The organism is Halopseudomonas pachastrellae, from assembly GCF_900114765.1.
Lineage (GTDB): Bacteria > Pseudomonadota > Gammaproteobacteria > Pseudomonadales > Pseudomonadaceae > Halopseudomonas > Halopseudomonas pachastrellae.
In genome coordinates, this window is the sequence record NZ_FOUD01000022.1 from 56,749 (window position 1) to 74,328 (window position 17,580).

17 protein-coding genes are annotated in these 17,580 nt (G+C 63.5%); 6 read left to right on the forward strand and 11 right to left on the reverse strand.

Annotated elements, in window-relative coordinates; all coding sequences use genetic code 11:
- Positions 1 to 231 precede the first annotated feature (231 nt).
- Positions 232 to 1,737 carry an exopolyphosphatase gene (ppx, locus tag BM116_RS16290; protein ID WP_083728233.1) on the forward strand — a complete coding sequence of 502 codons (1,506 nt, stop codon included), beginning with the start codon at positions 232 to 234 and terminating at the stop codon, positions 1,735 to 1,737.
- On the opposite strand, the gene ppk1 is transcribed toward ppx, so the two are convergent.
- The 3 genes from ppk1 to BM116_RS16305 are packed head-to-tail and all read right to left on the reverse strand — an operon-like array spanning position 1,716 to position 6,239.
- Positions 1,716 to 3,929: a polyphosphate kinase 1 gene (gene ppk1, locus BM116_RS16295; RefSeq protein ID WP_083728232.1), complete on the reverse strand. Its 2,214-nt coding sequence runs from the start codon at positions 3,927 to 3,929 to the stop codon at positions 1,716 to 1,718. The two genes, ppx and ppk1, sit on opposite strands and share 22 nt — an antisense overlap.
- Before the next feature lie 16 nt (positions 3,930 to 3,945).
- Entirely contained in the window at positions 3,946 to 4,959 is a 1,014-nt protein-coding gene (gene hemB / locus BM116_RS16300; RefSeq protein WP_083728231.1) for a porphobilinogen synthase, read from the reverse strand.
- Between the two features lie 47 nt (positions 4,960 to 5,006).
- The gene (locus tag BM116_RS16305; protein WP_169847291.1) at positions 5,007 to 6,239 is read right to left on the reverse strand and encodes a GGDEF domain-containing protein; all 1,233 of its coding nucleotides are present in this window, start codon (positions 6,237 to 6,239) and stop codon (positions 5,007 to 5,009) included.
- A 221-nt stretch (positions 6,240 to 6,460) separates the two neighbouring features.
- On the opposite strand from BM116_RS16305, the gene BM116_RS16310 reads away from it, so the two are divergent.
- The gene (locus tag BM116_RS16310) at positions 6,461 to 7,048 is read left to right on the forward strand and encodes a DUF6436 domain-containing protein (protein WP_083728229.1); all 588 of its coding nucleotides are present in this window, start codon (positions 6,461 to 6,463) and stop codon (positions 7,046 to 7,048) included.
- A complete protein-coding gene (locus tag BM116_RS16315; protein WP_083728228.1) occupies positions 7,026 to 8,531 on the forward strand; it encodes a methyl-accepting chemotaxis protein in 1,506 nt (501 codons plus the stop codon). Before BM116_RS16310 ends, BM116_RS16315 begins: the two co-directional genes overlap by 23 nt.
- A gap of 10 nt (positions 8,532 to 8,541) precedes the next feature.
- On the opposite strand, the gene BM116_RS16320 is transcribed toward BM116_RS16315, so the two are convergent.
- Complete coding sequence (locus BM116_RS16320) at positions 8,542 to 8,991, reverse strand: YaiI/YqxD family protein (RefSeq protein WP_083728227.1); 450 nt, start codon at positions 8,989 to 8,991, stop codon at positions 8,542 to 8,544.
- Positions 8,992 to 9,005: 14 nt separating this feature from the next.
- Complete coding sequence (locus BM116_RS16325; protein WP_083728226.1) at positions 9,006 to 10,919, reverse strand: ATP-binding cassette domain-containing protein; 1,914 nt, start codon at positions 10,917 to 10,919, stop codon at positions 9,006 to 9,008.
- 41 nt (positions 10,920 to 10,960) lie between these two features.
- On the opposite strand from BM116_RS16325, the gene BM116_RS16330 reads away from it, so the two are divergent.
- Positions 10,961 to 11,419, forward strand: a complete 459-nt coding sequence (locus BM116_RS16330; RefSeq protein WP_083728225.1) for a TIGR02444 family protein — start codon at positions 10,961 to 10,963, stop codon at positions 11,417 to 11,419.
- On the opposite strand, the gene BM116_RS16335 is transcribed toward BM116_RS16330, so the two are convergent.
- The 6 genes from BM116_RS16335 to BM116_RS16360 form a co-directional block, all read right to left on the reverse strand.
- Positions 11,406 to 11,912, reverse strand: coding sequence for a hypothetical protein (locus BM116_RS16335; protein WP_083728224.1), 507 nt, complete (start codon positions 11,910 to 11,912; stop codon positions 11,406 to 11,408). The genes BM116_RS16330 and BM116_RS16335 overlap by 14 nt on opposite strands.
- Before the next feature lie 24 nt (positions 11,913 to 11,936).
- A complete protein-coding gene (rsd, locus tag BM116_RS16340; RefSeq protein WP_083728223.1) occupies positions 11,937 to 12,410 on the reverse strand; it encodes a sigma D regulator in 474 nt (157 codons plus the stop codon).
- A gap of 97 nt (positions 12,411 to 12,507) precedes the next feature.
- Positions 12,508 to 13,017 carry a disulfide bond formation protein B gene (locus BM116_RS16345; protein ID WP_083728222.1) on the reverse strand — a complete coding sequence of 170 codons (510 nt, stop codon included), beginning with the start codon at positions 13,015 to 13,017 and terminating at the stop codon, positions 12,508 to 12,510.
- A 131-nt stretch (positions 13,018 to 13,148) separates the two neighbouring features.
- A complete protein-coding gene (gene secB / locus BM116_RS16350) occupies positions 13,149 to 13,637 on the reverse strand; it encodes a protein-export chaperone SecB (protein ID WP_083728221.1) in 489 nt (162 codons plus the stop codon).
- A gap of 50 nt (positions 13,638 to 13,687) precedes the next feature.
- Positions 13,688 to 13,945, reverse strand: a complete 258-nt coding sequence (gene grxC / locus BM116_RS16355) for a glutaredoxin 3 (RefSeq protein WP_083728220.1) — start codon at positions 13,943 to 13,945, stop codon at positions 13,688 to 13,690.
- Position 13,946: 1 nt separating this feature from the next.
- A complete protein-coding gene (locus tag BM116_RS16360) occupies positions 13,947 to 14,369 on the reverse strand; it encodes a rhodanese-like domain-containing protein (RefSeq protein ID WP_083728219.1) in 423 nt (140 codons plus the stop codon).
- Positions 14,370 to 14,852: 483 nt separating this feature from the next.
- Here BM116_RS16360 and gpmI point away from each other — a divergent pair, with 483 nt between their 5' ends.
- Together gpmI and BM116_RS16370 are read left to right on the forward strand one after the other, a co-directional pair.
- Positions 14,853 to 16,391 (forward strand): 2,3-bisphosphoglycerate-independent phosphoglycerate mutase, encoded by a 1,539-nt coding sequence (gene gpmI, locus BM116_RS16365; RefSeq protein WP_083728218.1) that lies wholly within the window; start codon positions 14,853 to 14,855, stop codon positions 16,389 to 16,391.
- Positions 16,392 to 16,397: 6 nt separating this feature from the next.
- The gene (locus tag BM116_RS16370; RefSeq protein ID WP_083728217.1) at positions 16,398 to 17,576 is read left to right on the forward strand and encodes a murein hydrolase activator EnvC family protein; all 1,179 of its coding nucleotides are present in this window, start codon (positions 16,398 to 16,400) and stop codon (positions 17,574 to 17,576) included.
- Positions 17,577 to 17,580 lie beyond the last annotated feature (4 nt).

Below are 17,580 nucleotides of genomic sequence, written 5' to 3' on the forward strand. Positions count from 1 at the left end.
CAGAGGGATAAAAAGGCGGAATGGCAGCATCATAGCACCACCCGACGCGACAGCGAAAGGCGATTGGGCGGGGGCTGAGGCTGCGGCGCGTTGCCGCCGGCGCTATGCCAGGCGGTGCGCATAATGGGGGCTGTGGCGTGCCTGAGTGGCTTTGCCGGCCGGCTGTGCGGGAAAATGTCATCGTCGCGGTGCTAGAATCCCAGAGTATTTGAAAATCCACGGGAAGAGCGCATGGCAGAGGCAGAAGCGAACGATTTTTCACTGGTAGCCGCGATTGATCTGGGCTCCAACAGCTTCCATATGGTGCTGGCGCGCGTTGAGCAGGGCGAGATCCGCATCCTTGAACGTTTGGGCGAGAAGGTGCAGTTGGCCGCCGGGCTGGACGAAGACAACATGCTCAGCGAAGAGGCCATGCAGCGCGGGCTCGATTGTCTGCGGCGCTTCGCTCAACTGATCAACGGCCTGCCGCCGGGCGCTGTCCGCATCGTCGCCACCAGTGCGCTGCGCGAGGCGCGTAACCGCGGGCAGTTCATTCGTCAGGTGCAGCAGGTGCTGGGTCACCGCGTTGAGGTGATTTCCGGACGCGAGGAAGCGCGTCTGATTTACCTCGGGGTATCGCATACTCTGGCTGACGATGAAGGCAAACGCCTGGTCGTGGATATCGGTGGTGGCAGCACTGAGTTCATTGTTGGCGAGCGCTTCGAGTCGCTGCTGCGTGAAAGTCTGAACGTGGGGTGTGTGGCCTTCAGTCGGCAGTTCTTTCCGGACGGTCGCATTACCGCGGCCCGCTACAGTCAGGCCTATACCGCTGCGCGTCTCGAGCTGATGAATATCGAACAGGCCATTCAGCGCCTGGGCTGGAGCGAAGCGGTGGGCGCCTCAGGCACCATTCGCTCGGTCGGCCAGTGCATTCAGGCCGGCGGGCGCGGGCAGGGCGAGGTCAATCGCGAGGGGCTGCAGTGGCTCAAGCGCAAAGTGCTTAAGGCTGCGCACGTCGACAAGCTGGATATTCAGGGCCTCAAACCCGACCGCCAGCCGATTCTGCCGGCGGGCCTGGCGATTCTTGAGGCGCTGTTCGACGCCCTCGGCGTTGAGGTGATGCCGCACTCCGAGGGCGCGCTGCGCGAAGGTGTGCTGTACGACCTGCTGGGGCGTTACTCCCACGAGGATGTGCGCGAGCGCACCCTGAGCGCACTGATGGAGCGCTACCACGTCGATCTGGATCAGGCGGCGCGGGTAGAGAACAAGGCGCTGCGGCTGTTGCAGAAGGTTGAGCCGGCCTGGCAACTGGCGCAGAGCAAACTGGCGCCGATGCTGGTGTGGGCGGCGCGGGTACACGAGATTGGCCTGGACATCGCCCACAACCAGTTTCACAAGCACGGCGCCTATCTGATCGAGCACTCCGACCTGCCGGGCTTCTCTCGCCCGGACCAGCAGACGCTGGCGCTGCTGGTGCGCGGACACCGCCGTAACCTGCCGAGCAGTGACCGTTTGAGCGAGTTCGGTGATGAGGCGGTGACGCTGCTGCGCCTGTGCATGGTGCTGCGCCTGGCCATCCTTTATCACCACATCCGTGGCTTTCAGGACATGCCGGAAATGACCGTTGAGGCGGCGGAAGACGCGCTGGCGGTTACCTTCCCGGCTGGTTGGCTCGAAGACAACCCGCTGACGCAGGCTGACTTCGAGCGCGAGGCCCAGTACTGGGCCAAGGCCGGTTACAGGTTGACGGTACGCTGAGGCGAGGCCAGCTTCTCCAGCAGCGTCGCCTGGGCGCTGCGGGGGATCTGGTTGCCGCTCGGTGAGCTAAGCAGGTAGGTGCCGTCGGGCTGCAGAATCCAGCTGCGGGTGTTGTCGGTGAGAAACACCAGCAACTCCTGCTTGGCGCGGGTAATCAGCTTTTTGCCTTCCAGCGGGAAGCAGGTCTCGACACGCTTGTCGAGGTTGCGCTCCATCATGTCCGCACTGGACATCCACACCTGTTCTTGACCGTCGTTGAGGAAGTAATAGACCCGGCTGTGCTCCAGGAAGCGGCCGATGATCGAGCGCACCGTGATGTTGTGCGATACGCCCGGAATGCCGGGGCGCAGGCAGCACATGCCGCGTACGATCAGGTCGATCTTCACGCCACACTGCGAGGCCTTGTACAGCGCCTTGATGATCTTGGCGTCGGTCAGCGAATTGGCCTTGGCGATGATGTGCGCCGGCTTGCCCGCCTGGGCATTCAGGGTTTCGCGGTTGATCAGCTCCAGCAGGCGCTTTTTCAGGGTGAAGGGCGCCTGCAGCAGCTTTTTCATGCGCTGGGTCTTGCCCATGCCGATCAGCTGGTTGAACAGCTTGTGCACGTCTTCGGTCAGCGCGACGTCTGAGGTCAGGATGCTGTAGTCGGTGTACAGACGGGCGTTGCCGGCGTGGTAGTTGCCGGTGCCCAGGTGCACGTAGCGTTTCAGATTCTTCTCTTCGCGGCGCAGGATCAGCATCATCTTGGCGTGGGTCTTGAAGCCGACCACACCGTAGATCACCACGGCACCGGCCTGCTGCAGGCGGCTGGCCAGCTGCAGGTTGGATTCCTCGTCAAAGCGCGCCCGCAGCTCGATCACCACGGTCACTTCCTTGCCGTTACGGGCGGCATCGACCAGCGCGTTGACGATTTCCGAGTTGGCACCGGTACGGTATAGCGTCTGCTTGATCGCCAGCACGTTCGGGTCCTGCGCGGCCTGGCGCAGCAGGTCGACCACCGGGCTGAAGGACTCGTAGGGGTGCTGCAGCAGAATGTCCTGCTTGCTGATCGCCTGGAACAGGTTGTCGGCGCTCGACAGCACGCGCGGCAGGCCCGGACTGAAGGGCGGGAATTGCAGCTGCGGGTGGTTTTCCAGGCCGGTAATGGAGAACAGGCGCGTCAGGTTGACCGGGCCGTTGACTTCGTACAGCTCTGCTTCGGTCAGGCCGAACTGCTTGAGCAAAAAGTCGGTCAGCGGTTTCGGGCAGTTGTCGGCCACCTCAAGGCGTACCGCGTCGCCGTAGCGGCGTGACAGCAGCTCGCCGCGCAGCGCGCGCGCCAGGTCGTCAACCTCGTCCGGGTCGACAAACAGGTCGGCGTTGCGGGTCAGGCGGAACTGGTAGCAGCCAAGCACTTTCATGCCCGGGAACAGCTCGTCGGCGTGCGCGTGAATCATCGACGACAGGAATACGAAGTTGTCGCCCCCGTCGCACAGCTCGTCGGGCAGGCGAATCAGGCGCGGCAGCGAGCGCGGCGCCGGAATGATCGCCATACCGGAGTCGCGGCCGAAGGAGTCGATTCCGTCGAGCTGAACGATAAAGTTCAGGCTCTTGTTCACCAGCAGCGGGAAGGGGTGCGTCGGGTCCAGTCCGATCGGGCTGATGATCGGCGCAACCTGCTGGCGGAAGAAACGACGAATCCACAGGGTCTGCTTGTGCGTCCACTGATGGCGACGCAGAAAGCGGATGCCCTTTTCGCTCAGCTGGGGCAGCAGAATGTCGTTGAGAATGCTGTACTGGCGGCTGACCTGATAGTGCGCGGTCTCGCTGATCTTGCTCAGTACCTGCTGCGGCTGCAGCCCGTCGGGCCCGGTCTGTTCACGCGCAAAGGTGATCTGCTTTTTCAGGCCGGCCACGCGAATTTCAAAGAACTCGTCGAGGTTGCTGGAGAAGATCAGCAAAAACTTCAGGCGTTCAAGCAGCGGGTAGGACTCATCCAGCGCCTGCTCCAGCACGCGGATGTTGAACTGCAGCTGCGACAGCTCACGGTGAATGTAGAGCTCAGGCGCACCCAGATCTGGAACCGGTGCCGGTTCGGCGACCTTTTCGCTGACCTGCGCCGGTCGGGTAACCAGATCGGTACGCGGGCTGGCCTCGAGGGCCGGCGCTGCGCTGTCCTTGGTGGTGTCTCGGGTGCTGTTGAGCTCTGCCATGATCTCCTCGATACGACTACTGACGGCTGCGTAATTGTCGCGCAGCGGTCTTGGCAAAATAGGTCAGGATGCCGTCGGCTCCTGCGCGTTTGAAGGCGGTCAGCGATTCAAGAATCACCGCCTCGCTGAGCCAGCCATTGTTGATGGCGGCGCAGTGCATGGCGTACTCGCCACTGACCTGATAAACAAAAGTGGGCACCTTGAAAGTGTCTTTGACCCGGTGCAGCACATCCAGATAGGGCATGCCCGGTTTGACCATCACCATGTCCGCGCCTTCTGACAGGTCGGCGGCGATTTCGTGCAGGGCCTCATCGCTGTTGGCCGGGTCCATCTGGTAGGTGGCCTTGTTGCCCTTGCCGAGGTTGCCGGCCGAGCCGACCGCGTCGCGGAACGGGCCGTAGTAGGCGCTGGCGTACTTGGCAGAGTAGGCAAGAATGCGGATGTGAATATGCCCGGCCGCTTCCAGCGCTTCGCGCATGGCGCCAACCCGGCCGTCCATCATGTCGGAGGGGGCGACGATATCGGCGCCGGCGTCGGCGTGCGACAGGGTCTGTTTGACCAGCGCCTCGACGGTGATGTCGTTCATCACGTAGCCGTTGTCATCGATGATGCCGTCCTGGCCGTGGGTAGTGAACGGGTCCAGCGCAACGTCGGTAATGACGCCAAGCTCGGGGAAGCGGGCCTTCAGGGCGCGGGTGGCGCGTTGCGCCAGGCCATCCGGGTTCCAGGCTTCGGCGGCATCCAGTGACTTTTTCTCCAGCGGCGTCACCGGGAACAGCGCGATGGCCGGAATGCCCAGCTCTACCAGCTCAGCGGCTTCTTCCAGCAGCAGGTCGATCGACAGCCGTTCAATGCCGGGCATGGAGGCAATGGCTTCGCGCTGTTGCTCGCCCTCAAGGACAAAAACGGGGTAGATCAGATCGTCGGCGGTCAGGGTGTTCTCACGCATCATGCGGCGAGAAAAGTCATCCTTGCGCATGCGACGGGGACGGCTGGCAGGAAAGGGACGCGGAACAGGGGAATAACTCACAGGGACTCCAGGGGGGTGCGGGTCGCAGTGCACCTGTCTGACTGACGTTATACGTCAAGATTGTGACTGAATTGTGACAAGAGGCGCAGGGCGACCTGCTCCTGATCAGTCTGGCCGGGGGGCGGGGCCAGCTCGACGCGGTTGCGGCCTAGCGTCTTGGCACGGTAGAGCGCGGCATCGGCGGCGCCGAGCAGCGTGTTGAAATCATAACCGTGATGCTGCGAGCAGGCTACACCGAGACTGGCGGTGAGACTGATTGTCTCACCCGCGAGGCGCCAGGGAGCCTGGCTGATGCCGTGCCGAATACGCTCGGCGACAGGTCTGGCCTGTTCGCTGTCGAGCCCCGGCAGCAGCAGGGTGAACTCTTCGCCGCCAAAGCGGCCCAGCAGGTCGCGATTGCGCAGGTGCTGGCTGATGCGGTTGACCAGATGGCAGAGCACGGCGTCGCCGGTCTGGTGGCCAAATTCGTCGTTGATGCGCTTGAAATGGTCGGCGTCGACCATGATCAGGGTGACCGGCTCGCCGCCATGCTGCATGCGCGCGAGCAGGGCGCCGGCCTGCTGGTGCAGGCTGCGGCGGTTCAGGGTGTCGGTCAGCCCGTCGCGTTCGGACAGGCGGTGCAGGGCGGCCAGATTGCGGTAGTGGGTCATCAGGATAAAACCGGTGGCCATGCCGATCTGGGCTGCCATGGCGCCGAGCAGGGTGATCAACTGCAGCGGGCCGCCGAGCAGGTTGGCGGCGCCGTTCCAGCCGAGCAGCGAGGCGACCGGCCGGGCCAGCAGCATCAGGCCGTAGAGCAGGGCGATGGCGCCGCTGAACCAGCAGGCCGAGCGCAGTGGCGGCTCGGTTGGGCGCAGAAGCTCGCTGGCACACAGCAGGCACAGGCCGCCAAGAATCACCGAGCTGATGGCATAGCGCACGGCGTTGCTGTCGAACTGGTAGCGGAACACACCCAGCAGCACGATGATCAGCAGGGTGGCCAGCAGCGGTACCAACTGCGGCTGGCTTCGCTCAAAGAAGGCGCGTATACCCAGCCAGACCAGACCCAGGCCCAGCGTCATCAGGCCGTTGGCCAGCAGGATCGACAGCGTGTGGTGCAGGTATTCTTGATTGACGTTGAGCATTAGCCCGAACATCAGCGCCAGGTTGCCCAGCGCCCAGTGGCGCAGGCCGCGCCCGGAGCCGGCGTGCCAGGCGGCCAGCCCCAGCAGTAGCGTCATCATCAAAGTGACCAGACTGAGCGATAGCGTCAGGGTCTTGAGATCAAGATCGGCAAGCATGCGCAGCAATATCCCTGGCCGTCGCGGCAGCCGGTTGTGCGGGTTCGTCCATGGCATTTGTGCTGGCAGGGAGGCAGTCTGCCAGCACCGGGACGGTAAACCACTGCTGAGACAGAGCCAACCGCTCTGGCGTCAGGTTGTGGAGGGGTTTGCACAAATAGGCTAACTACGACTATGGCACAATGACCGGCTATCTCCTTTGTATGGCGAGTGGTGGCGCAATGAATATCTGGGTACGCAGGTTGCTGGTCAGCCTGGCGCTGCTGGTGTGGGCGGCCGGCCTGGGCTGGGCTTACTGGTGGTTTGAGGGGCGTTACATCAAATCCTTCGAGCGGCCCGCGTTTTTTCAGGCCGAACAGGTGGCGCCGCCCTTCGCCCCAGGGCAGGTGCAGGTAGTCCATGTGTGGCAGTCCAACTGCCCGTGCAGCGCCGGCCATGAAGCCTACGTTGAGGAAATGACTGCGCGTTTCGCCGGCCGCGGGGTGCGCTTTGCGCGCTCGGGGCAGTACTCGACAGTCGGTTTATCGGCAGGCTTAAAAGAATTGCCTTATTGGCCGATACCCGAGGTATGGGCTGATTGGCCCGGCGCGCCCTCCATCGCCATTTGGGCGGCCGATGGCAGTCTCGCCTACGTGGGGCCTTACAGCGATGGCGCCCACTGCAGCGCTGACAGCAGTTTTGTCGAGCCGGTGCTGCAGGCACTGCTGGATGGTCGCGCGGTCAATATTACTCAGCAGGATTCAGTCTCCTGTCTGTGTGATCTGCCTGCTGTGGAGAAATCTATCGATGAGCGCACCCGTCAGCCATAGTCTTACCCTTGATGCCCATTACCTGCGCGCCGATCGAGCCATGCTCGGCGTGCTCTGGCTTTGCCAACTGGGCGCACTGGCGCTTGCCGCCTGGCACGGTACCTGGCTGCAGGCCCTGCTGGTGGGCGGCGGCACCTTGGTAGTGGTGCATCTGCTGTATGCGCTGATTCGTGGCAGCTCGCTATTTCGCTGTGTTATCGGTGCCGCCTTTATGGTTATGGCGGCCCTGCATATCAATCAGGCTGAAGGCACGGTGGAGATGCACTTCTCCATCTTTGTTTTGTTGGCTTTTCTGATCATCTACCGAGACTGGGTGCCTATTGTCGTGGCGACGGCGGTGATCGCGGTGCATCACCTGGCCTTCTACGCATTGCAGATGCGTGAAGCTGGCGTCTGGCTGGCTCAGGGCGTCACCTTTGGCCTGGTCCTGGTGCACGCAGGCTATGTCGTTATTGAAGCGGCGGTGCTTGTTTATCTGGCGCGCATGGCGTTCAAGGAAGCGCGTGAGGGCGAAGACATGGGGCATACCGTTGCGCAGATGATCGGTGACGGGCGCGGGGTGGACCTCACCCGCCGCGCGCAGATGCATACGCCCATGCTCAGCTCGTTTAACCAGTTACTCGACACCCTTGAGCACATGGTCGCCGGGCTTAATGGCAGTTTGCAGCAACTGGAACAGCTGGGTAGCGCCGTGAGCAAGGGGGCCAGTGATCTGCGTCAGGGGGCGCAGCGCCAGCAAAGTGAGACCCATTACATGGTGCAGGCCATGAGTGAGCTGAGTCAGGCGACTGGCGAAGTGGCGCGCAACGCAGCGGAGGCGGCGCGTGCCTCAGGTGATGCTGATCGCCACGCCCAGCAGGGGCATGCCGCCATGCAGGATATAACCCACGAGGTGCAATCGCTGGAGCGTAATATCGCGCAGACCAGCGATGCGGTAGAAGGTGCTGCCCAGCTGGCAATCGACATCGATCAGGTCGTTGATGTCATCAAGGGCGTCGCCGATCAGACCAATCTGCTGGCGCTTAATGCAGCCATTGAGGCGGCCCGGGCAGGCGAGCAGGGGCGCGGGTTTGCCGTGGTAGCGGATGAAGTGCGTAACTTGTCTCTGCGCACTGCCCAGTCGACCGGAGAAATTCAGGACTTTATCCAGCGCTTGCAGCTGGCATCATCCCAGGCGCGCGAGGCCATGGTGCTGAGCCGCGCCTCGGTCGACCGCTGTCTGCAGGTGACTGAAAGCAGTGCGCAGGTCTTGTCCGGCATCGTCACTGAAATAGCCAGCATCGCCGCACTCAACGGTCAGATCGCGGCGGCCACCGAGCAGCAGACGGCGGTGGGCGGCGACGTTACCGGACGTTTGCGCGAGGTAGAACAGGTCAGCGAGGATAACGCCGGCGAAGCGGTCGAGCTGGATCGCCTGGCCAGCGAGTTGGCTCAGGTGCGTGGGCGACTGTCCGACGAGGCGAGGCAGTTTCGTACTCGCTGAGCAGGCTTGATCAACTGAGTCTGGCGATCAGGCGGTCCAGCGCGTTGGCAAAGGCCTGCTTGTCCTTGTCGCTGTAGGGCGGCGGGCCGCTGCGGCCGGCGAGTCCGGCCCCGCGCAGTTCATCCATAAGATTACGCACCGCCAGGCGTTCGCCAATGCTGCCCTTGTCGTAGATCTGTCCGCGCGGGTTGATCGCGGTAATGCCACGGTCGACCAGGCCGGCGGCCAGCGGAATGTCGGCGGTGACGACCAGATCGCCCGGACGGGCGTGCTCGATGATGTAGTGATCGGCCGCATCGGCGCCTGAGGCGACGATCACCTGCCGCACGCCGGGGCCGGGTGGCAACTGCTGGGCGCTGTTGGCGACCAGCACCAGCTCGATCTGCTTGCGGCGCGCCGCCTTGACCGTTACATCGCGTACCGGTCTTGGGCAGGCGTCGGCGTCAATCCATAGGGTCATGGGGGCTCCGGGCGTCAGTCGCCATTGAGTTCGCTCTGCAGCGCTTCGAGTTCATCCTGCGCCTGCAGCCAGTCTTCTTCCAGTTGGGCGATGCGCTGGCGGTAGTCGGTCTGTTGGGCGAGCAGGGTTTTCAGCTGGTCCTTGTTATCGGCTTCGTAGAGGCTGCTGTCGGCCAGGGCGTTTTCCACCTCGGCGTTCAGTTCACTGACCTTGTTCAGCTCCTGCTCCAGCTTGTCGGCGGCTTTCTTCAAGGGTGCCAGCCGCTGGCGCTGTTCGGCGGCCGCGCGGCGCTGCGCCTTGGCATCCACCTTGGGTGCGCTGCTGGCTGGCTCGGGTGCGTTGGCGGCGGCCTGCTGCTGGCGAAATTGCGCCAGCCAGCGGGTGTAGCTGTCCAGGTCTTCGCTGTAGGTCTGCACCCGGCCGTCGGCAACCAGCCAGAGCTCATCGGTGGTATCGCGAATCAGCGCCCGGTCGTGCGAGACCAGCAGCATGGCGCCCTCAAAGGCCTGCAGGGCGACGGTCAGCGCGTGGCGCATTTCCATGTCCAGGTGGTTGGTCGGCTCGTCGAGCAGCAGCAGGTTGGGGCGCTGCCAGGCAATCAACGCGAGCGCCAGGCGTGCCTTTTCGCCGCCGGAGAAGTTCAGCACCGGCTCTTCGATGCGGTCGCCCTTGAAGTCGAAGCCGCCAAGGAAGTTGCGCAGCACCTGATCGCGCTCCTCCGGTGCCAGGCGCGCCAGGTGCAGCAGCGGGCTGGCTTTCGGGTCCAGGCTGTCGAGCTGGTGCTGGGCGAAGTAACCGATGGCCAGGTGTTCGCCGGTTTTCAGTTCGCCACCGATCAGCGGCAGGCTGCCTGCCAGTGACTTGATCAGGGTCGACTTGCCGGCGCCGTTGGGCCCCAGCAGGCCGATGCGCGCGCCGGGAGCCAGCTGCAGTTTGACCTGCTCGAGAATGGCGTTGCCATCGTAGCCGAGGGTGCCCTGATGCAGATCCAGCAGCGGCATTGACTGGTTGGCGGCCTCGCGAAAGCTGAAGGAGAAGGGCGAGTCGATGTGCGCCGGGCTCAGTGCCTCCATGCGCTCCAGTGCTTTCAGGCGGCTTTGCGCCTGCTTGGCCTTGCTGGCCTTGGCGCGAAAGCGGGCGATGTAGCTCTGCATGTGCTCGCGCTGGGCCTGTTGCTTCTCGAACGCCGATTGCTGCTGGGCCAGACGTTCGGCGCGGGTGCGCTCGAACTGGCTGAAGCCGCCACGATACAGATGCAGCGCGCGGTTCTCGAAATGCACGATGTGCTCAACCACGGCATCCAGAAAGTCGCGGTCGTGGGAAATCAGCAGCAGGGTGCCGGGGTAGCTGCGCAGCCAGTCTTCCAGCCAGAGGATGGCGTCCAGATCCAGGTGGTTGGTCGGCTCGTCGAGCAGCAGCAGGTCGGAGGGGCACATCAGCGCCTGCGCGAGGTTCAGGCGCATCCGCCAGCCACCGGAGAAGTCGCCGACGCGGCGTTCGCATTGTTCGCTGCTGAAGCCCAGGCCGGCCAACAGGGTGCGGGCGCGGCTGTCGGCGCTGAAGCCGCCGTGGCTGTCCAGCTCGGCGTACAGCGCGCCCAGCGCTTCGGCCTGTTCCTGCTGCTCGGCGGTCGCCAGGCGTTGCTGGATATCGCGCAGCCGCTGGTCGCCGTCGAGCACATAGTCCACGGCGTTGCGCTCCAGCGCGCTGACCTCCTGCTGCATATGCGCGATGCGCCAGTCGGCGGGAATGCTGCAGCTGCCGGCGTCGGGTTCGATTTGTCCGCGCAGCAGCGCGAACAGACTGGATTTGCCGGCGCCATTGGTGCCCAGCAAGCCGACCTTCTGGCCGGCATGCAGGGTAAGATTGGCGTTTTCAAGCAGTCGCAGGGGGCCGCGCTGCAGGGTAAGGGAGTCGATGCTGATCATGGAGCGGGAGTATATCAGCGCCGCATGGCGGGAGAAGAGTGATGAATGAGATGACGCTGGCACGCTGGAGTGAGCAGACCTATGCCCAGGAGGGCGTGGCGAGCACGCTGCTGGCCCTGCAGGACGAGGCGGGTGAGGACGTGCTGCTGCTGTTGCTGGCCGCCTGGCTGTGGCAACAGGGCCGCGCCTTGCCCGCCGATCTCTGGCAGCAGGTGCATGCGCAGCAGGCCTGTTGGCGTGAGGAGCTGATGCTACCGCTGCGTCAGGCGCGTCGTGCGTTGGCGCAGCAGGCCGCCTTGCAGGCGCAATATCAGCGGCTCAAGGCGATGGAGGTCGAGGTTGAATTGCAGCGCTTGCAGGTGCTGGAGGGCAGCGTGGGGCGGGGTGATCGGGCTGATCAGGCAATGCAGGCAGCGTTGGGCGCTGCCTGCTCAGGGCCGGTGAGCGGCCTGCGTGCACAGCTGCTGGCGCAGCTGGCAGCGCTGCTCAGCCTTCGCTAGGCGCCGTGGCGGGCTTGGCTGCAGGCTTACGGCGGGTCGGGGCGCGGCGGCTACGCGGTTTGGCGGCCGGCTTGGGCGCATCGCGCTTTTCCAGTGCCTGGCCTACCTGGGCATCGATGCGCTCAAGGCCCTTGGCCAGGCGCAGGGTCTGGCGCACGTCGGCTTCGAGTTGCTTGATGTAGCTTTCGGCCTGCTCGCGTGCGGTTTTCAGCTCATCCAGTGCGCTCTGCAGGTCGGCCAGCTTGCGACGGGTCTTGCTGGCAGGTTTGTCCGGGTCTTCGGCGGTGCGGCTGGCGAGTTTTTCTTCGGCCTGACGCAGCTTGAGCTCCAGTTTTTCCTGCTGGCGCAGCAGCTTTTCGTGAGCCTTGCGCGCATCCTTCTCGGCCTTGCTGCAGGCTTCTGCCAAGTGCTCGTTCAGGGTGCGGGTCAAGGTCTGCAGCAGGTGCAGCGGAGAGGAAACCTTGTCGTTGGAGCTGGGAGTGTCGGTGGTCACGCGTGATCTTCCTGTGCTGGCCTCTCAGACGGCGCTGAGCAGGTCCTTGTGAGCGTTGTGGAGTACTTCGATCAGACAGTCTTCAAGCTCAAATCGTTCATGCAGCATGCCGCCAAGTTGTTGCAGCTGCGTCTGCATGGCTGCTTCATCGTCGGCATGGGCGTTTTGCCCGTACTGATCGTTGAAGCCAACGGCCTGCAGGGTAATGGTTTCTATGCGCGGGTAGACCCGATGCGCCAGCTCGATGCCGCGCTGGTCGTCAAAGTCCTGCGCTTCGCGTAGTAGTTGTTCGTAGATTTCGAAATGTCCGGCCGATACGTAGTCGACCAGGATGTCGCAGAAGGCAGTCAGTTCGCTGTCCGCTTGCGTGCCCGGTTCGGGGCGTTCGCGCAGCTGGCGGTAATTGAGGATCAGCTGTTGGCGCTCGGCCAACCAGCGGTCGATCAGCTGGTGGACGCCGCCCCAGCGCTCCTGGGCATTTGTGCAACTGTCCAGCATCTTCCACCTCTTCTTCCGGTGTCGGTCGGGCCGACTTGGGTGTATGTGTTCCGGGTCGCAACAGAATAGGCCAGTGAGCGCGGCGGCATCAAGACTTTCAGTCGACCTTGCGCACCAGTTGCATAACACCGAACAGCGTGAAGCAGATAAAGGCGATCAGGGTGCCCTCGGCGATGCTCAGACCCAGGAAGGTCCAGGTCACTTCGGCGCACTGCGCGGTACCACTGAGAACTTGGCTGAGCACGTCCCACATGGGCATGGTTTCGAGCATATAGTCGAGCGGCAGAATGCAGGAGGGAACCTGATCCGGCGGCAGGTGCTGGAGCCACACCTGGCGCCCGGCGGTGGCGGCGCCAAGCGCGCTGGCTACGGTGATCAGCACGCCGTATACGCGTGCGCCGGTGCGCTTGCCGTTGCGCGGTTCGGGGTTGTGCAGCACGGCAGCCAGGCAGATAACGCCAATGACCATGACAGCGATACGCTGCAGAATGCACAGCGGGCAGGGCTCCAAGCCAACGCCATGTTCCAGATAGAGCGCGGCGGCCATGAGCAGCACGCAGACAATAAATGCTAGCAGGTACAGGGGGCGAGAAGCCGGGAGGGTCATGCGTGATTCCGTCTGTTGGTGGCTGTGCGGTTGCCTACCTTAGAGCATGCGCCGCAGGGCGCACAAGACGAATTATGTGGCGGGGTGTCGCGTTGACTGCCGGGCAGGCTGGCTACCCGGCAGCAGGCCGATCAGGCGGTGCCGGCGGCTTCGTTGGCGCGGCGCTGCTCGGACTGGGCGAACAGGGCGTCGAAGTTGACCGGCGACAGCATCAGGGGAGGGAAGCTGCCGCGCAGGACCAGGTTGTCGATCGCTTCGCGTGCATAGGGGAACAGGATGTTCGGGCAAAAGGCGCCCAGCGTGTGGCGCAGTGCGGCGTCTTCCAGACCGTTGATGGCGAAGATGCCGGCCTGCTGGACTTCAGCGATGAAGCAGGTCTCGTTCTCGCCGGTGGTGACGGTGGCGTTGACTGACAGTACGACTTCATAGATGCCCGGTTGCAGCTCGGTGTTGCGCGTGTTCAGGTCCAGATTGACGTGGGGATTCCACTGGGTCTGGAAAATGGCCGGGGCCTTCGGCGATTCAAAGGACAGGTCCTTGACGTAAATGCGCTGCAGGCTGAATTGCGGCTGGTTAGCCTGGGCGCCGTTGGCGGCTTGATTGTTCTGTTCTTCGGCCATCGTGAAAGTCCTTGGTGTGATGGTAAATGATGCGTGTTGGAAAGAGCTGCTTACCCTGCCAGCAGCTCATCCAGTTGTCCAGCGCGTGCGCAGGCGTAGAGTTCGTCGCAGCCGCCAACGTGGGTGTCGCCAATCCAGATCTGCGGCACGGAAGTGCGGCCGCCGGCCAGTCGGGTCATTTCTGCACGTACGGCAGGCTCGCCGTCGACGCAGATTTCCTGAAAGTCGACGCCCTTGCTGGCCAGCAGTTGCTTGGCGCGCATGCAGAAGGGGCAGTAGTCGCTGCTGTAGATGAGAACCTCGGCCATGTTATTTGACCAGCGGCAGGTTGTCGGAGCGCCAGCTTGCGATACCGCCGGACAGGCGTACCACGTTCTCGTGGCCAGCGGCCTTGAGTTGCTTGGCGCAGCTGCCTGCGTGCTGGCCGGCGGCGCACACCAGCAGCAGCGGCTTGCCCTTGTGCTTGTCCAGCTCGCCCATGCGGCTGGTCAGCGACTCGTAGGGGATGTTCAGCGAGTCGACAATGTGGCCGGCGCTGAAGTCCTTCTTCGGGCGCAGGTCAACGACCACTGCGTTCTCGCGGTTGATCAGGGTGGTTGCTTCGCCGGTGCTCACGGCCTTGCCGCTCTTGCGGCCTTCGGTGAACAGCAGCAGGGCCAGCACGATGAGAAAGGCGCTGGTCAGCAGGTAATGGTTGCCGATGAATTCGATCAGGTGTTGGAGAAACTGCATTGACGGGCTTCCGGACGGTAAAAAGAGGGCGAGTATACACTAAGGGAAGCACTGATTAATTCCGCATTCCCTCTGGCTTTCAGGTCGGTCCCGAATCAAGGTGTCGTTCCGAGGGCATTGCGGGATTTGTCGGCAGAGTGCGGTCCAGTATGAGAGCCCCTCCGGGCGAGCGTTCAAGCATGCAGCTGCGGCGTTGCGCTGCTTGCCAATAGAACCACTATTGGCTGCACAGCGCGCCTTGCATCCACACGTTTGAGCACTCGCAGGGGGAGCGTGGAATTAATCAGTGCTTCCCAAGGGCGCACTGATCAGTTCCCCATTCCCTCTGGCTTTCCGGTCGGGCGGCAGGTAAAGCGTGGTTAAGGGCTCCCCAGGGCCGAGCCGAGCATGACAGCCGGGGGGTGGGCAAGTAAACTGTGCGGCAGATTGGCGGCGGCAATGCCCGCGGTTGCCCTTGAACCCTTCCAACGAGAGCTTTGTGCAATGACAGCAGCCCCTAAACCTGTAGTCCTGATGATCCTGGATGGCTTCGGTCACAGCGAGTCCCCTGACTCCAATGCCATCATGGCAGCGAATACGCCGGTTTGGGACAAGCTTTGGGCAACTGCGCCGCACACGCTGGTGTCCGGTTCGGGCATGGACGTGGGCCTGCCGGACGGTCAGATGGGTAATTCCGAAGTCGGGCACATGAACCTGGGTGCCGGCCGGGTGGTTTATCAGGACTTTACCCGCGTCACCAAGTCGATTCAGGACGGCGATTTCTTCGCCAACGAGGTGATCTGCGCGGCGGTCGACAAGGCCGTAGCCGCTGGTCGCGCGGTGCATATCATGGGTCTGCTGTCCGATGGCGGCGTACACAGCCACCAGGACCACCTGGTCGCCATGGTCGAGCTGGCCGCCAAGCGCGGCGCCGAGCAGATCTACGTGCACGGTTTCCTGGATGGTCGCGACACGCCACCGCGCAGCGCCGAGCCCTCACTCAAGCTGATGGAAGACGCCTACGCTCGCCTGGGCAAGGGCCGCACCGCCAGCCTGATCGGTCGCTATTTCGCCATGGACCGCGATAACCGCTGGGACCGCGTAGAAGCTGCCTACAAGCTGATCACCGAAGGTCAGGGCGAGTTTGCCGCCGAGACCGCCGCCGATGCGCTGGCTGCCGCCTATGAACGCGGTGAAAGCGATGAATTCGTCAAGGCCACCACCGTGGGTGCTCCGGTGCGCGTCGAGGATGGCGACGCGGTGGTGTTCATGAACTTCCGCGCCGACCGCGCCCGCGAGCTGAGCCGCGCCTTTGTCGAGCCCGCTTTCAGTGGCTTCCCCCGTCAGCGCGAGCTCAAACTGGCCGGTTATGTCATGTTGACCCAGTACGCCGCCGATATTCCGGCCCCCTGCGCCTTCCCGGCGGGTACTCTGGTTAATGTGCTGGGTGAGTATCTGGCAGCCCAGGGCAAGACCCAGTTGCGCATCGCCGAGACCGAAAAATACGCTCACGTCACCTTCTTCTTCTCCGGTGGTCGCGAGGAACCCTTCGAGGGCGAAGAGCGCATTCTGATTCCCTCCCCGCAAGTCGCTACCTATGACCTGCAGCCCGAGATGAGTGCGCCCGAGGTCACCGACCGGATTGTTGAGGCGATTGAGCAACAGCGCTATGACGCCATCATCGTCAACTACGCCAACGGCGACATGGTTGGCCACACCGGCGTGTTTGACGCGGCCGTTGCTGCGGTCGAATGCCTCGACAAGTGCATTGCCCGCATTGCTGCTGCGCTGGAGAAGGTGGGCGGCGAGGCGCTGATCACCGCCGACCACGGTAACGTCGAGCAGATGTCCGACCATGACACCGGTCAGGCGCACACCGCTCACACCTGCGAGCCGGTGCCCTTTGTGTACGTGGGTCCGCGTCAGGTCGAGATGCGCGACGGCGGCATTCTCTCTGATGTGGCGCCCACCCTGCTGACCCTGATGGGGCTGTCGCAACCGGCCGAGATGACCGGGCGCAGCATCATCACCCGGGTGCAGTAAGCCACCATGCGCACGCACGGACGCGCACGGCACTGGCTGGCAGCGGCGCTGCTGGTATGCGGCGGCGCCTTCACGCTGCCGCTGTCTGCCGATCAGACCGAGGACGCCCGCGCTGCCCGCGCCGAGCTGGAAAAGGCACAGGCGGATATCGAGCGGCTGAAGGAGGTCCTCAGCGAGCTGCGCCAGGAGGCCTCCGGTCTGGAAGCCGAACTCAAGGACAGCGAAACCGATATTGGCCGCCTGCAGCGTGAGAGCGGCGAGCTAGAACAGCAGATTCGCGACGGCGAAAGCCGCCTGCAGGAGCTGCACAAGCAGGCAGAGCAATTGCAGGCCTCGCTCGACGCTCAGCAGGAGCAGATTGCGCGGCAGGTGCGCGCCGCCTATATGGCAGGGCAGCAGGGTTATATGAAACTGCTGCTCAATCAGGATGATCCGGGCCGCATGGCGCGGATGCTGCGTTATTACGAATACGTCGGGCGGGCGCGGGTCGAGGAGATCGGCCGGTTCAACGACACCATCGCCCAGGTGCAGCAGGCGTCAGCGGCCGCTGCCGCCCAGCAGGCGCAGTTGCAGGAACAGCGTGAAGGGTTGGCCAGCCGGGCCGAAGCCCTGCGCGTTGAACAGCGCCGTCGGACCCAGGTACTGGCCTCGCTGCAGGGCCAGCAACGCTCGCAAAGCGAACAATTACGCAGCCGCGAAGCGGAGCGTGCGGAACTCGCCAGGGTTATCAAGCGTCTTGAAGAGGCAGTGGTGAGTATTCCCACGCCGGCCGGTAATCAGCCCTTCGCACAGGCGCAGGGCAAGCTGCCGCTGCCGCTGCGTGGGCGTATTCAGGCACGGTTTGGCAGTCAGCGTGGCAGTGATGCGCGACTGAAGTGGGACGGTTTGCTGATCAGTGCAGCCGCGGGTAGCCAGGTCAGCGCGATTCACGGCGGCCGGGTGGTCTTTGCGGATTGGCTGCGCGGCTCCGGCCTGTTGCTGATTCTGGATCACGGTGACGGCTACCTCAGCCTGTATGGCCACAACCAGAGTTTGCTGAAGGAAGTAGGCACCTGGGTGCAGCCGGGCGAGGCGATTGCAACGGTCGGCACCAGTGGCGGACAGGCTGACCCGTCGCTGTACTTCGCCATTCGTCATCGCGGTCAGGCGCTGGATCCGGCACGCTGGTGTATGCTGTCTGGATGACAGC

Bases quoted from the DNA above. Each gene is read 5' to 3' on its own strand.
- ppx (WP_083728233.1), top strand. From the start codon at position 232: ATGGCAGAGGCAGAAGCGAACGATTTTTCACTGGTAGCCGCGATTGAT.
- ppk1 (WP_083728232.1), bottom strand. From the start codon at position 3,929: ATGGCAGAGCTCAACAGCACCCGAGACACCACCAAGGACAGCGCAGCG.
- BM116_RS16305 (WP_169847291.1), bottom strand. From the start codon at position 6,239: ATGCTTGCCGATCTTGATCTCAAGACCCTGACGCTATCGCTCAGTCTG.
- BM116_RS16310 (WP_083728229.1), top strand. From the start codon at position 6,461: ATGAATATCTGGGTACGCAGGTTGCTGGTCAGCCTGGCGCTGCTGGTG.
- BM116_RS16315 (WP_083728228.1), top strand. From the start codon at position 7,026: ATGAGCGCACCCGTCAGCCATAGTCTTACCCTTGATGCCCATTACCTG.
- BM116_RS16320 (WP_083728227.1), bottom strand. From the start codon at position 8,991: ATGACCCTATGGATTGACGCCGACGCCTGCCCAAGACCGGTACGCGAT.
- BM116_RS16325 (WP_083728226.1), bottom strand. From the start codon at position 10,919: ATGATCAGCATCGACTCCCTTACCCTGCAGCGCGGCCCCCTGCGACTG.
- BM116_RS16330 (WP_083728225.1), top strand. From the start codon at position 10,961: ATGAATGAGATGACGCTGGCACGCTGGAGTGAGCAGACCTATGCCCAG.
- rsd (WP_083728223.1), bottom strand. From the start codon at position 12,410: ATGCTGGACAGTTGCACAAATGCCCAGGAGCGCTGGGGCGGCGTCCAC.
- BM116_RS16345 (WP_083728222.1), bottom strand. From the start codon at position 13,017: ATGACCCTCCCGGCTTCTCGCCCCCTGTACCTGCTAGCATTTATTGTC.
- secB (WP_083728221.1), bottom strand. From the start codon at position 13,637: ATGGCCGAAGAACAGAACAATCAAGCCGCCAACGGCGCCCAGGCTAAC.
- grxC (WP_083728220.1), bottom strand. From the start codon at position 13,945: ATGGCCGAGGTTCTCATCTACAGCAGCGACTACTGCCCCTTCTGCATG.
- BM116_RS16360 (WP_083728219.1), bottom strand. From the start codon at position 14,369: ATGCAGTTTCTCCAACACCTGATCGAATTCATCGGCAACCATTACCTG.
- gpmI (WP_083728218.1), top strand. From the start codon at position 14,853: ATGACAGCAGCCCCTAAACCTGTAGTCCTGATGATCCTGGATGGCTTC.
- BM116_RS16370 (WP_083728217.1), top strand. From the start codon at position 16,398: ATGCGCACGCACGGACGCGCACGGCACTGGCTGGCAGCGGCGCTGCTG.